The 13,522-nt window shown below is 73.9% G+C and carries 10 protein-coding genes; 4 read left to right on the top strand and 6 right to left on the bottom strand.

The genetic code is table 11. The annotated features are described in order from the left end of the window. The first annotated feature begins 83 nt into the window (after nucleotides 1-83). Both nhaA and PKA89_RS11275 read left to right on the top strand, forming a co-directional pair. Nucleotides 84-1,454, top strand: coding sequence for a Na+/H+ antiporter NhaA (gene nhaA / locus PKA89_RS11280; RefSeq protein ID WP_324419442.1), 1,371 nt, complete (start codon nucleotides 84-86; stop codon nucleotides 1,452-1,454). Nucleotides 1,455-1,504: 50 nt separating this feature from the next. Next, on the top strand, nucleotides 1,505-1,894 hold the full coding sequence (locus PKA89_RS11275; RefSeq protein WP_324419440.1) for a phage holin family protein: 390 nt from the start codon (nucleotides 1,505-1,507) through the stop codon (nucleotides 1,892-1,894). Nucleotides 1,895-1,923: 29 nt separating this feature from the next. Here the strand turns inward: PKA89_RS11275 and PKA89_RS11270 are convergent, their stop codons facing one another. Together PKA89_RS11270 and PKA89_RS11265 are read right to left on the bottom strand one after the other, a co-directional pair. After that, the gene (locus tag PKA89_RS11270) at nucleotides 1,924-3,132 is read right to left on the bottom strand and encodes a MarP family serine protease (protein ID WP_324419438.1); all 1,209 of its coding nucleotides are present in this window, start codon (nucleotides 3,130-3,132) and stop codon (nucleotides 1,924-1,926) included. Beyond that, nucleotides 3,129-3,833: a CoA pyrophosphatase gene (locus PKA89_RS11265; RefSeq protein WP_324419436.1), complete on the bottom strand. Its 705-nt coding sequence runs from the start codon at nucleotides 3,831-3,833 to the stop codon at nucleotides 3,129-3,131. The genes PKA89_RS11270 and PKA89_RS11265 overlap by 4 nt, the downstream gene beginning before the upstream one ends. A 129-nt stretch (nucleotides 3,834-3,962) precedes the next feature. Here PKA89_RS11265 and PKA89_RS11260 point away from each other — a divergent pair, with 129 nt between their 5' ends. Beyond that, entirely contained in the window at nucleotides 3,963-5,507 is a 1,545-nt protein-coding gene (locus PKA89_RS11260; protein ID WP_324419435.1) for an FMN-binding glutamate synthase family protein, read from the top strand. Nucleotides 5,508-5,535: 28 nt separating this feature from the next. Here the strand turns inward: PKA89_RS11260 and PKA89_RS11255 are convergent, their stop codons facing one another. The 4 genes from PKA89_RS11255 to nth all read right to left on the bottom strand — a co-directional run bounded on the left by PKA89_RS11255 (nucleotide 5,536) and on the right by nth (nucleotide 12,566). Then, entirely contained in the window at nucleotides 5,536-8,643 is a 3,108-nt protein-coding gene (locus PKA89_RS11255; protein WP_324419433.1) for an FAD-linked oxidase C-terminal domain-containing protein, read from the bottom strand. Continuing rightward, nucleotides 8,640-9,788 carry an enolase C-terminal domain-like protein gene (locus PKA89_RS11250; RefSeq protein WP_324419431.1) on the bottom strand — a complete coding sequence of 383 codons (1,149 nt, stop codon included), beginning with the start codon at nucleotides 9,786-9,788 and terminating at the stop codon, nucleotides 8,640-8,642. The genes PKA89_RS11255 and PKA89_RS11250 overlap by 4 nt, the downstream gene beginning before the upstream one ends. Continuing rightward, a complete protein-coding gene (locus PKA89_RS11245) occupies nucleotides 9,785-11,584 on the bottom strand; it encodes a thiamine pyrophosphate-requiring protein (RefSeq protein ID WP_324419430.1) in 1,800 nt (599 codons plus the stop codon). The genes PKA89_RS11250 and PKA89_RS11245 overlap by 4 nt, the downstream gene beginning before the upstream one ends. 193 nt (nucleotides 11,585-11,777) lie before the next feature. Continuing rightward, nucleotides 11,778-12,566 carry an endonuclease III gene (gene nth / locus PKA89_RS11240; protein WP_324419428.1) on the bottom strand — a complete coding sequence of 263 codons (789 nt, stop codon included), beginning with the start codon at nucleotides 12,564-12,566 and terminating at the stop codon, nucleotides 11,778-11,780. Between the two features lie 90 nt (nucleotides 12,567-12,656). Between nth and PKA89_RS11235 the strand changes: the two genes are divergently transcribed. Continuing rightward, the gene (locus PKA89_RS11235; RefSeq protein WP_324419426.1) at nucleotides 12,657-13,334 is read left to right on the top strand and encodes a Crp/Fnr family transcriptional regulator; all 678 of its coding nucleotides are present in this window, start codon (nucleotides 12,657-12,659) and stop codon (nucleotides 13,332-13,334) included. The last annotated feature ends 188 nt before the right edge of the window (nucleotides 13,335-13,522 follow it).

Raw genomic sequence — 13,522 nt, 5'->3', positions numbered from 1 at the left:
CGCCGGGAAGTCTGGTCGGCAGTCGATGTCGCGGACCCCGCCGGGGGTCCGGGACCACGCCCGACCACGGACAGGACCCTCCGATGAGCCACCCGCCCGGACCGCCCTCCCCGGCCGACCTCCGCCGCCGCCTGTTCTCGAGGCCGTCATGGGCCGAGACCCAGCACGTCGCGGATGCCCTGCGCACCGAGACCATCGGCGGTGCGCTGCTGCTCGTGGCCGCCGTCGCGGCGATCGTCTTCGCGAACAGCCCGTGGCGGGAGTCGTACTCCGCCCTGCGCGACACCTACGTCGGCGTCGACTGGGGCCACCTGCGGCTCACTCTCGGGCACTGGGCGGCCGACGGGCTGCTCGCCCTCTTCTTCTTCGTCGCCGGACTCGAGCTGAAGCGGGAGTTCGTCGTCGGCGAGCTGCGCTCCCCCGCCAAGGCCGCCGTGCCGGTCGTCGCCGCGGTCGGTGGCGTGCTCGTCCCGGCGCTCGTCTTCACCGGCACCGTCACCGTCCTCGACGCCGCCGACGGTGCCGCCCGCGGCTGGGCGGTCCCGACCGCCACCGACATCGCCTTCGCCCTCGCGGTGCTCGCGGTCATCGGCTCGCACCTGCCCTCGGCACTGCGTTCCTTCCTCCTGACCCTCGCCGTCGTCGACGACCTCATCGCCATCACGATCATCGCCGTCTTCTACACCTCCGACCTCCAGGTCGCGCCGCTCCTGCTCGCCCTCGTCCCGCTCGCAGGGTTCGCCGCGCTCGTGCAGCGCCGGATGGGGCAGTGGTGGCTGCTCGTCCCGCTCGCGCTGCTCACCTGGGGCCTGGTCCACGCCTCCGGGGTGCACGCCACGGTCGCCGGGGTGCTGCTCGGGCTGGTCGTGCCGGTCCGACCCCGGCGCCGGCGGGTCCCGTCGCGCAGCACGATGCCGTCGGACGCCGACGTCGCGCACCGCTTCGAGCACCGGCTGCGCCCGCTGTCGGCCGGCGTGGCCGTGCCGGTGTTCGCCTTCTTCGCCTCCGGGGTGACGGTCGTCGGCGGCGGCCTGGGCCAGGCGGCCCGCGACCCGGTCGCGCTCGGGGTCGTCCTCGGCCTCGTCGTCGGCAAGCTCGTCGGCGTCCTCGGGGCGACGTGGCTCATGGCGCGGTTCACGCACGCCGAGCTCGACGAGGACCTCGCGTGGTCCGACGTGTGCGGGCTCGCGCTGCTCACCGGGGTCGGGTTCACCGTCTCGCTCCTCGTCGGCGAGCTGGCCTTCGGGCCGGGGTCCGACCGCGACGACCACGTCAAGGTGGCGGTGCTCACCGGGTCGGTCCTCGCGGCGGCGCTGGCCTCGCTCGTCCTGCGCCGCCGGAACGCGGTCTACCGGCGGATCGAGGCGCTCGAGACCCGGGACGAGGACGGCGACGGCGTCCCCGACTGCTTCCGGCAGGAGCAGCCCGACCCGGGCGCCGCGGCCACTCGGTAAGGTCGGGGAGGACCGCCCCCGACGTGGGCCGACGACACGAGGCAGGACGCATGGCACCCGAGAGCACCGAGCGCACCATCGGACAGCTCGTCGCCGACGCGACGCACGACCTCCAGGGCATCGTCCGCGGCGAGATCGCCCTCGCCAAGGCCGAGGTCGCCCAGGGCGCGAAGGTCGTCGGCACCGGCGCCGGGCTGCTCGGCGGCGCCGCCTTCGTCGGCCTGCTCGGGCTGGTGTTCCTCTTCCACACGATCGCCCAGGTGATCGCGATCTGGCTGCCGCTGTGGGCCGGCTACCTCATCGTCACGGTGCTGATGTTCGTCGTCGCCGGCGTCCTGGCACTGCTCGGCAAGAACGCGCTGCAGCGGGCCAAGCCGGCGCCCGAGCGGGCCATCGCCCAGGGCAAGGAGACGATCGCCGCCCTCAAGCGCGAGGGCTGAGCCCGGCGTCAGCCGGTGCGGCACCGGCGTCAGCCGGTCCGGCAGGCCCCGGTCGAGACCTGCGCGTCGCCGACCGACGCGCCCTTGACCACCGGCGCGAGCTCCGCGTAGGTCATCGCGTACCCGGTCTGCGGGTCGTCCAGCGAGGTCGCGAAGACCATCCCGACGACGTGCCCGGCCGGGTCGAGCATCGGTCCGCCGGAGGCGCCCCGGCGCACCTCGGCGCGCAGCGAGTAGATCTGGCGGACGGTGCCGGGACCGCCGTAGATGTCTGCACCCTTCGCCTCGAGCACGCCGCGCACGCGGGCCGCTCCGACCCACAACCCCTGGTCCCCCGGGAAGCCGGCGAGCGCAGCGTCGTCGCCGCGACCCAGGGCGGCGCCGCGGGTGAGCGCCGGCGCACCGAGCCGGGAGGTGACGACGACGGCGACGTCGCGGTCGGGGTCGAAGCGGACCACGCGGCCGGTGACCTCGGGGCCCGTCCCCCGGACGCTGAGCCGCACCGTCCGTGAGCCGGCGACGACGTGCGCGTTGGTCACGACGACGCCCGGCGAGACGACCCAGCCACTGCCCACCTGGGTCTGGCCGCAGCGCGGCGCCTCGGCCCGCACGTGGATGACCGAGCGCAGCGCGCGGGCCACGGCGGGGTCCTCGACGAGGGCGGGGTCGGGCGCCGGGACGGCGACGATCGGCTCGGGGCCCAGGCCCTCGAAGACGCGCGGGAAGCCGCCCTTGTCGAGTGCCTCGGTCAGGTCGTCGACGAGGGTCTGCGCCGAGCGCGGGACGAGGGCGTCGACCGTGCGCACCACCTGCGAGGAGGCGATGGCGCTGCGCAGCGGCGGCGGTCCGCTGACCCGCAGCGCGCCCGCGACGACCCACAGGACGAGCACCGAGGCGACGAGCACGGCGACCGCGCCGAGCAGGTTGTCGACGAGGCGCAGCCCCGCGAGGCTGATGACGCTGCGGATCCGCGAGGCGACGAGCAGCATGAGCCACTGCCCGAGGGTCGCGGTGACGAGGACGACCGCGACGAGGAGCAGCGTGCCGCCGGGGGTGGAGAAGTCGATGCCGCCGTGGCCGTCGAGCAGGCCCGGGGCGACCTTCGCGGCGAGGACGGCGCCGCCGAGCAGGCCGACGAGACCGAGGACGGCCGCGACGAGCCCCTGCCGCCAGCCGCTCCAGGAGTAGGCGAGCAGGACGAGGACGAGGACGATGTCGAGGAGGGTGGACCCGGTCACGGCTCGTCCTCGGTCTCACCCGGGTCGGGTCGGTCCTCGAGCCCCCGCATCCACGGGGAGCGCACGCGGTCGGGGAGGGCCCGCTCGACCCCGTGGTCCCACGGCTCGGTGAGCCCGGCGAGGTCGAGGACGGCGTCGAGCAGCATCGCCGTGAACCCCCAGACGAAGAGGCCGTCGACCTCGAAGCCGGGGCCGCGGTAGGGGCCGAAGACGGCGGTGAACCGGTGCCGGGCCGCGAGGAGGTCGGCGACCGGGACGCGGTCGACCCGCGCGACCTCCGCGGTGTCGACGACGCCGACCGGCACGGGGGCGGGCCACCAGCCGAGGACAGGGGTCACCGCGTTGCCCGTCGGCGCCAGGTGCAGCGTCGGCAGGGTGGCGAGCACCTCGACGCCCGACGGGTCGAGGCCCACCTCCTCCTGTGCCTCGCGCAGGGCCGCACCCACCGGTCCGTCGTCGCCGGGGTCGAGCCGGCCGCCGGGGAAGGAGACCTGGCCGGGGTGCGAGCGCAGCGTGTGCGCGCGCTCGGTGAGGACGACGTCGGTGCCACCGGCCGGGTCGGGACCGAAGAGGACGAGGACCGCCGAGCGCCGCACGCCCTCCGCGGGGGCGGGGTGCGCCGCGAACCACGGGTGGCCGGCGGCGTCCGCCCGAGCGGCGAGACGGGTCAGCCACGCGGGCGCCGGGGTCATGCCGGTCATCGTAGGCACCCGCGCCCGACCCCCGGCTGTGGACCGCCCACCGGGACGGGCCGTCCGCAGCGGCCTCACAGCGGACGTCCAGTGTCGACGGGCACGGTGCTGGGTATCCCGACGACGAGGAGGCGATCGATGAGCCGGCGCAGGACGTGGACGACGACAGGGGTCGGAGCAGGAGTGGGGGTGGCGGCCCTCGCGGCCTGGGACCTCCTGCAGAAGCGGCACACCATCCTGCGGCGCTACCCGGTGATCGGGCACGCCCGGTACCTGCTCGAGGACATCCGCCCGGAGATCCAGCAGTACTTCATCGAGCGCGACTGGGACGGCCGGCCGTTCGACCGCAACACCCGCTCGGTGGTCTACGAGCGGGCCAAGGGCATCCACGGCGAGAAGGCCTACGGCACCGAGCGTGACGTCAACGAGGTCGGCTACGAGTACCTCGTCCACTCGATGACGCCGCTCGACCCGCCGGACGAGCCGCACCGGGTGACCGTCGGCGGCCCGGACTGCTCGCGCCCGTACTCGATGGCGCTGCTCAACGTCTCGGCGATGAGCTTCGGGTCGCTGTCCGCCAACGCGATCCGTGCGCTGAACAAGGGCGCGGCGATGGGGGGCTTCGCCCACGACACCGGTGAGGGCGGCCTGTCCGAGTACCACCTCGAGCACGGCGGCGACATCGTCTGGGAGCTCGGCACCGGCTACTTCGGGGCGCGCACGAAGGACGGCGACTTCGACCCGGACACCTTCCGCGACAAGGCGGCCCACGAGTCCGTCAAGTGCGTGTCGCTCAAGCTGAGCCAGGGCGCGAAGCCCGGCATCGGCGGTGTGCTGCCGGCCGCCAAGGTGACGGCGGAGATCGCCGAGGTGCGCCAGGTGCCGCAGGGCGAGAAGTGCGTCAGCCCGCCCTCGCACCGCGTCTTCTCGACCCCGACCGGGCTGATCGAGTTCGTCGCCCGGATGCGCGAGCTCTCCGGCGGCAAGCCGGCCGGCATCAAGCTGTGCGTCGGCTCGCGGCTCGACGTCCTCGCGCTGTGCAAGGCGATGCTCGAGGTGGGCACGGCGCCGGACTTCGTCATCGTCGACGGCTCCGAGGGCGGCACCGGTGCGGCGCCGCTCGAGTTCGAGGACCACGTGGGGATGCCGCTCACCCACGGCCTGATGACGGTGCACAACGCGCTCGTCGGCGCCGGCCTGCGCGACCGCGTCCGCATCGGCGCGAGCGGCAAGGTCGCCCAGGGCAACGACGTCGTCAAGCGTCTCGTCCAGGGTGCCGACTACACGAACTCGGCCCGGGCGATGATGATGGCCGCCGGCTGCATCCAGGCCCAGCGCTGCCACACCGACACCTGCCCGAGCGGCGTCGCCACCCAGGACCCGTGGCGGGCCAGGGCGCTCGACGTCGGCGACAAGAGCGTGCGCGTGCGGCGCTACCAGGAGGCCACCGTCGACGAGGCGGTGCGCCTCATGGCCGCGATGGGTGTCTCCGCCCCGGACGAGCTGACTCCGGCGCACCTGCGCCGCAACGTGAGCAGCACCGAGACCCGTTCGTACGCAGAGCTGTTCGAGTGGCTCTCCCCGGGCCAGCTGCTCGACGAGCCGCCGCGGTCGTGGGCCGAGGACTGGGCCCTCGCGAGCGCCGACTCGTTCGTCCCGCACGCCGGCGCGCTCCGCCTCTGACCACCGCCGACGTCGCTGCGCTCCGCCCTCAGCCGCTCGCCCGCTCGGCGTGGATCGCGTCGCGCAGCAGCTCGGCGAGGTGGCGCGGCTGCCGCCCGGTGAGGTGCTCGATCTGCTCGCGGCAGCTGAAGCCGTCGGTGACCACCTCGGTGCCCGACGCGGTGGCGCGGATGCGGGGAGCCATCTTCCGCTCCCCCACCCGCACCGAGACGTCGTACTTGTCGGCCGAGAAGCCGAACGACCCGGCGAGGCCGCAGCACCCGGCATCGAGGACGTCGGCCGAGACGCCCATCCGCGAGAGGACCGCCTCCTCGGCGTCGGTACCGAGCGCGGCGACGTGGTGGCAGTGCATCTGCACGACGGCGTCGACCGGCAGCCGCGGTGGCTGGTAGCGCTGGCGCTCGAGGAACTCGGAGAGGATGAAGGTCTGCTCCGAGAGCCGGCGGGCGTCGGCGTCGTCGGGCATCAGCCCGACGAGCTCGTCCCGGAAGGCCGCGACGCAGCTCGGCTCGACGCCGACGACGGGGACGCCGGCGCGGATGTCGTCGCGCAACGTGTCGAGCACCTGCCGCCAGAGGCGCTCGGCCGTCGTGAGCATGCCGGCGTCGTACAGCGGTCGCCCGCAGCACAACGGCCGCGAGGGCACCGACACCTCGTAACCGGCGTGCTCGAGCACCTCGACGGTCGCCTCGAGCACCGAGGACTCGAGGTAGTTGTTGAAGGTGTCCGGCCACAGCACCACGCGGTCGGTCTCGATCGGGGCGTCGGCACCGTGCGGGTGCAGGGTCGGGCGCAGGCCGCCGCGCTGCATGGTCGGGGTCGTGTACGACTCACCACGGAAGCGGGCCGAGTCGCGGTGCCGCAGCGGCGGGCCGTCGCCGTGCACCGGGCGCTCGCCACCGGGCCCTCGCCGTGCCCGGAACCCCCGGGCGAACGGCTGTTCCCGGAACCTCGGGACGGGCCGTGCCTGCGCCACCCCACCGGCCCTCTTGAGCAGCGGTGCCAGCAGCCCGTTCTGCGTCACGGCGTTGACCAACCGGGGCACCCGGCTGGCCACGCGGGCCCACCAGTAGATGAGGGTGATGGCGTAGTCGCTGCGCGGGCGGAGCCGGCCCTTGTAGTAGTGGGAGAGGAACTCGGCCTTGTACGTCGCCATGTCGACGTTGACGGGGCACTCGTGCTTGCACGCCTTGCAGGCCAGGCAGAGCTCGAGGGCGGCGGCCACGTGCGGGTCGCGCCAGCCGCCCTCGGGGCTGTCGCCCCGGAGCATCTCGAAGAGCATCCGGGCCCGACCGCGGGTGGAGTCCTCCTCCTCCCGCGTGGCCATGTAGCTCGGGCACATCCCGCCGGTGTCGACGTTGCGGCACTGCCCGACCCCGACGCATCGTGCCGTGGCCTTGCCGAAGTCGTGGTCGTCGTCCGGGAACGCGAAGTGCGTGCGCACCGGGGTGAGCCGGACCCCGGGCCCCTCCCGGAGGTCGTCGGTCGGGTCGTGCGGGTGGACCACCTTGCCCGGGTTCATCATGCCGTCCGGGTCCCAGACCGCCTTGAACTCCCCGAAGGCCGCGACGAGCTCCGTGCCGTACATCGTCGTGAGCAGGGCCCCGCGGGCCTGCCCGTCGCCGTGCTCACCGGAGAGCGAGCCGCCGTAGGAGGTGACGAGCTCCGCGGCGCGGGTGAGGAACTGCCGCCACTGCCGGACGCCGTGCGCGGTGGAGAGGCGGAAGTCGATGCGGCAGTGGATGCAGCCCTGACCGAAGTGACCGTAGAGGGCGGCGTGGTAGTCGAACTCCTCGAGCAGGTCCCGGAAGTCGCGCAGGTAGTCACCCACCTTCTCGGGGGGCACCGCAGCGTCCTCCCAGCCCGGGTGGGTCGTAGCCATGCCCGGCACGTGGGCGGTGGCGCCGAGCCCGGACTCGCGCACCTCCCACAGCTTCTGGGCCTCCCAGGAGTCGGCGAACACCTTGGTGCTCGGGGGGTGCTCGAGGGCCTCGCAGGCCTCGACGAACCGCCGGGCCTGCGCGTCGGCGTCGTCCTTGTCGTCGGAGCCGAACTCGACGAGCAGGAAGCCCTTCCCCTCGGGCAGCAGGTCGACGTCCTCGGGGTGCAGACCCTTCTTCCGCATGAAGTCGACGAGGAGGTGGTCGATGCCCTCGCACGCGACCGGCCGGTGCCCGCGCACCATCGGTACGTGGTCCCCCGCGCTGGGGGCGTCCGCAAAGCCGGCGACGACGAGGGTCCGCTCCGGCTTGGCGTCGATGAGCCGGACCCGGGCACGCAGCACCACGACGCAGGTCCCCTCGGTGCCGACGAGGGCCTTCGCGACGTCGAACCGGTGCTCGTCGAGCAGCTGGGGCAGGTTGTAGCCCGAGACCCGGCGCGGGATCTGCGGGAACCCGGTGCGGATCGCGGCGAGGTGGCGGTCGCGTACGTCCTGCAGGCCGGCGAGGATGCGACCGCGCTCGCCGCCCTCGGCGACGGCGGCGTCCAGCTCGTCGTGGGTCATCGGTCCGACGGTGAACCGGGCGCCGCGGTAGGTGAGGACCTCGAGCTCGAGCACCTGGTGGGCGGTCAGCGGACCCGGACCGTAGAACTCGGCCATCACCGAGTGGGTGCCGCAGGAGTTGTTGCCGATCATCCCGCCGAGGGTGTTGCGGCTGTGCGTCGCGGGGTCGGGACCGTAGGTGAGGCCGTGCTCGGCGGCGGCGTCGCGCAGCCAGTCGAGGGTGCAGCCGGGCTGGACCCACGCGGAGCGGTCCTCGGGGTCGATCGACTCGACGGCGGTGAGGTACTTGGAGAAGTCGAGGACGACCCCGACGTTGCACGCCTGGCCCGCGAGGCTCGTGCCCCCGCCGCGGCTGGTCAGCGGCACGCCGTGCTCGCGGCAGGCCGCGACCGTCGTCACGACGTCGTCGAGGGTCCTGGGCAGGACGACACCGAGCGGCACCTGGCGGTAGTTCGACGCGTCGGTGGAGTAGGCGGCCCGGCTGCCGTCGTCGAAGCGCACCTCCCCCTCGATCCGGCCCTCGAGCGCCGCCGCGAGCGCCCGGGCGGTGGTCGCGAGGTCGTCGGAGGGTGCGCTCGAGGACACGGTGGGCATCCCGGCCCAGTGCACGGGCAGGTCGGTGGTCGTCATGCTGCTCCTCCCAGGGGCACGCGGTAGGGGGCGAGGTCGGACCAGCGGACGGCCAGCCCGTGGCCCGGGCGGCTGCGGTCCGGTCGCAGTGCGCCGTCGCGGGGCTCCAGCACGCCGTCGAAGGCGAGCGCGTCGAGGCGGACGTGGTCGGCGAAGTACTCGAGGTGGCGGGCGTGCCACACGGCCGTCATCGCGTGCGCCGACAGCTGCGGCGCGCAGTGGGCCGAGACCTCGAGACCGGCGGCGTCGGCGAGGGCGGCGACCCGGAGCAGGCCGGTGATGCCGCCCACGCGGGTGACGTCGGCCTGCAGGCAGTCGACGGCGCCGTGGGCGAGGAGGTCGCGGGCGTGGGTCACGTCCCAGCCGTACTCGCCCGCGGCGACGTCCATCCCGGCCGGCGCGCGGTCGCGCACGAGGCGGAGGCCGTCGAGGTCGTCCGAGGAGACCGGCTCCTCGAACCACCGCACGTCGTGCTCGGCGAAGCGCTCGGCCAGCCGCAGGGCCTGGCTGCGCCCGTAGGCACCGTTCGCGTCGACGAACACCCCGGTCGCGTCACCGACGACCTCGCGGACCAGCCGGACCCGGCGCGGGTCGTCCTCGGGGTCGCTGCCCACCTTGATCTTCACCGCCGGCAGCCCGGCCCGGGCCCAGCCGCCGACCTGCTCCGCGAGGTCGGCGTCCGAGAGGTTGGTGAACCCGCCGCTGCCGTAGGCGGGGACGTGGTCGTGGAACCCACCGAGCAGGTCGACGAGGGAGAGGCCGAGCAGCCGCGCCTTGAGGTCCCACAGCGCGACGTCGACCGCGGAGATCGCGGCACTCACCGGCCCGCGTCGGCCCTCGTTGCGCACGGCTCGAGCCATCGCCCCCCAGGCGGCGCCGACCGCGAACGGGTCACGGCCGGTGACCACCCCCGCGAGGGTGTCCTCGACGACGAGGCCGGCGGCCCGGGGGGCGTACGTGTGGCCGGTCCCGACCTCGTCACCGGCCCGGACCGTCACGACGACGAGCGTCGTCGAGTCCCAGGTCAGGGTGCCGTCGGACTCCGGCGCGTCCAGCGGCACCTCGAAGGCCTCGACCCCGACCGACCTCACCACCGGCGCGCCGGCGTCCGGCCTGGCCCCGAGCGAGGTGTCCGGGTCGGTCACGACCGGCTGCCGCGCACCCTCGAGAACAGCTCGGCGGCCATCGCGCGTGAGCCCTCGACCGCGACCCGGCGCGCCTCGGGGTCACCGGTGACGAGCGCCCGGGCGATCCCCGTGGCCTGCTCGAGCGTGATGTGCGCCGGCAGCGGCGGGACGTTCCGGTCGACGACGGCGTCGATGAGGACGGGGCGGTCGGCGGCGAACGCGCGGTCCCAGGCCGCGTCGATGTCCTCCGGCCGGTCGACCCGGATGCCCTCGAAGCCGAGGCTGCGGGCGTACTCGGCGTAGTCCATCGACTCCACGAGCTGGGCCGTGTCCCACCGCGGATCACCGACCTCACGCATCTCCCAGGACACCTGGTTGAGGTCGTCGTTGTGCATGACGAGCACGATGAACGTCGGGTTCTCCCACTCCTGCCAGTGCCGCTTGACGGTGATGAGCCCGTTCATCCCGAGCATCTGGAAGGCGCCGTCGCCGATGGTGCAGACGACCGGACGGTCGGGGTGGGCGAACTTGCCGGCCATCGCGTACGGCATCGCGGCGAGCATCGTCGCGAGCCGTCCCGAGAGGTTGCCCATCTGCTCACCCCGGAGCCGGATGTGGTGCCCGAACCAGTCGGCCGTCGTCCCGGCGTCGGCGGTGACGATGACCCGCTCGGGCAGACGTTCGTTGAGCGAGTGGAAGAGCCGGCGCGGGTTGACCGGGTCGGCCTCGGCCATCGCGACGCGCGTCGTCTCCTCGTCCCACTCGCGCATCTTCGCGGCGATGCCCTCCTGCCACGAGAGGTCCTCGGCCTGGTGGAGGTGCGGCAGCAGCGCCGCGAGCGTGGCGCCGGTGTCACCCCACAGGTTGACCTCGGTGGGGTAGCGGATGCCCAGGTGGCCGGGGTCGGTGTCGATCTGCACGGCACGGGCCCGGCCGGTCTCGGGCAGGAACTCCGCGTACGGGAAGTTGGTGCCGACGAGCAGGAGGGTGTCGCAGTCCTGCATCATGTCGTAGCTCGGCCGCGACCCGAGGAGTCCCAGCTGCTGGGTGTGGTACGGGACGTCACCGGGGACGACGTCCTTGCCGAGGAGCGCCGTGATGATCCCGGCCCCGAGCCGCTCGGCGACGGCCAGCACCTCGGCGCGGGCGCCCCGGGCCCCCTGCCCGACGATCATCGCGACCCTGCTGCCGGCGTTGAGCACCTCGGCGGCGCGCAGGAGCGAGTCCTCGGTCGGCGCGAAGCGGGGGGAGGCGTACCCGATGCCGCTGCGCGAGACGCCGTGCGCGACCTCCGGTTCCTCCATCTCGAGCTCCTGGACGTCGGTCGGCAGGATGATGACGGCCGGGCCGCGTCGGGCCGCCGCCACCCGGATCGCCTTGTCGACGACGAGGGGCGCGTGCTCGGCGGTGAGGACGGTCTGGACGAAGACCGCGACGTCGGCGAACATCCGCTCGAGGTTGAGCTCCTGCTGGAAGTCGCTGCCGGTCGCCGCCCGGGCCTGCTGGCCGACGACGGCGACGACGGGCTGGTTGTCGCCCCTGGCGTCGTAGAGGCCGTTGACGAGGTGGGCCGCCCCCGGGCCCGACGTGGCCATGCAGACGCCCACCTCGCCGGTGAACTTCGCGTGGGCCGTCGCCATGAGCGCGGCCTCCTCCTCGTGCGTGGGCCGGATGTAGGTGAAGTCCTTGCCGTCGCGTTCCGCCCGCCCGAGTGCGCCGTCGAAGCCGCCGATCCCGTCGCCGGGGAAGCCGTAGAACCGGTGGAGGTCCCACGCGATGAGGCGGTCGATGACGAAGTCGCTCACGGTTGCCATGTGTCTTCTCCTGCGGTCGGGGTCACTGCTGCGCAGACGGTCGCGCGACCTGCTCCCGGCATCCCGGGCACCCGGGGCGGGCGAGGCACGTGGCACGGAGACCGTCCACGTCCGGTGCACTACCCCGTGGACGGCGGTTTGATGACCGCTCGGGGCACGGAACCTTCGGAGGGCCGGTGGCGGTGGCCGGCCCTCAGTCCCCGTCCGGCAGCGGACCCGGCGGCGGATCGGGGAGCACGGCGCCCGGCGCGAGCTCGAACTTCAGGAGCTTCGCGGCCTTCTCGGGGTCGGTCTCGCCCTCGCCGTAGGCCGGGCACCAGCGGGTGACCGGGCAGGCGCCGCACGCCGGCTTGCGGGCGAAGCAGGTGCGCCGGCCGTGGAAGATGACGACGTGGCTGAGCATCGTCCAGTCGCTGCGCGGGATGAGGGCGGCGACGTCGGCCTCGACCTTGACCGGGTCGGTCTCCTGGGTCCATCCCCACCGGCGGACGAGCCGGCCGAAGTGCGTGTCGACGGTCAGCCCGGGAACCCCGAAGGCGTTGCCGAGCACGACGTTGGCGGTCTTGCGCCCGACGCCGGGCAGGGTGACGAGGTCCTCCATCCGTCCGGGCACCTCGCCGCCGTACCGCTCGACGAGCGCCTGGGCGAGGGTGATGACCGAGTTGGTCTTGGCGCGGAAGAAGCCGGTGGGCTTGAGGACCACCTCCATCTCGGCCCGGTCGGCGGCCGCGAGCGCCTCGGCGGTGGGCCAGCGGGAGAAGAGGGTCGGGGTGACCGTGTTGACCATGACGTCGGTGGTCTGGGCGGACAGGACGGTCGCGACGAGCAGCTGGAGCGGGGTCTCGAAGTCGAGCTCGCAGTGGGCGTACGGGTAGCGCTCGTGGAGCGCCCGGGAGATGCGCCGGGCACGGCGGGTGCGGGCGACCGGCGTCTCCTCGCCGGTGGCCGCGCGACGGACGGCGGGCGAGGGTCGGACGGGCACGGAGGCAGCCTACGGGTGGGCGCCGACACCACCGGTGACGTGCGCGGAGTCCACCCGGCCCGGCGCCTCGGTTCTGGCACACTGTCCGACGTGGACCACGACGTCGTGCGAAAAGCGCCGCTCTTCTCCCCCCTCGACGACCACGCCGCCGAGGGTCTCATCGCGACGATGAGCGCGTCACGGCTCGAGCGCGGCGACGTCCTCTTCCACGAGGGCGACCAGGGCGACCGGCTCTACGTCATCGCCGAGGGCAAGATCAAGCTCGGCCGCTCGAGCAGCGACGGCCGCGAGAACCTCCTCGCCATCCTCGGACCGGGCGAGATGTTCGGCGAGCTCTCGCTCTTCGACCCCGGACCCCGCACGGCGACCGCCACGGCGGTCGCCGAGACCCAGCTGGTCTCGATGGGCCACGAGCAGCTCAAGGAGTTCCTCCACGAGCGTCCCGGCGTGGCGCTGACCCTGCTCTCGGCGCTGGCGCGGCGACTGCGCCGCACCAACGACGTGCTCGCCGACCTCGTCTTCACCGACGTGCCCGGCCGGGTCGCCAAGGCGCTGCTCGACCTCGCCAAGCGCTTCGGCCGGCCGGTCGAGGAGGGCGTCATGGTCTCGCACGACCTCACCCAGGAGGAGCTGGCACAGCTCGTCGGGGCCTCGCGCGAGACGGTCAACAAGGCGCTCGCCGACTTCGCCTCGCGGGGCTGGCTGCGGCTCGAGGCCCGGGCCGTCCTCCTCCTCGACGTCGAGCGCCTCCGCCGCCGGGCCCGCTGACCCCCGGGCCCCCGGCAACGTCCGCGCCCTCCTCCGTCCCGCTCCCCTCCTCCCCCGGCGAGCCACACGGTTATCGGGTCACCCGATACGGGCGCGCTTCACCCCGGAACCGTTCCCGGGTAAGGCGCAGGCGTATCGGGTCACCCGATACGGGCGCGCTTCACCCCGGAACCGTTCCCGGGTAAGGC

The sequence above is a fragment of the Phycicoccus sp. genome, from assembly GCF_035325325.1.
Classification (GTDB): Bacteria; Actinomycetota; Actinomycetes; order Actinomycetales; family Dermatophilaceae; genus Phycicoccus.
The sequence above is the reverse complement of the archived record's forward strand: the minus strand, read 5'-3'. Positions and strand labels throughout refer to the sequence as shown.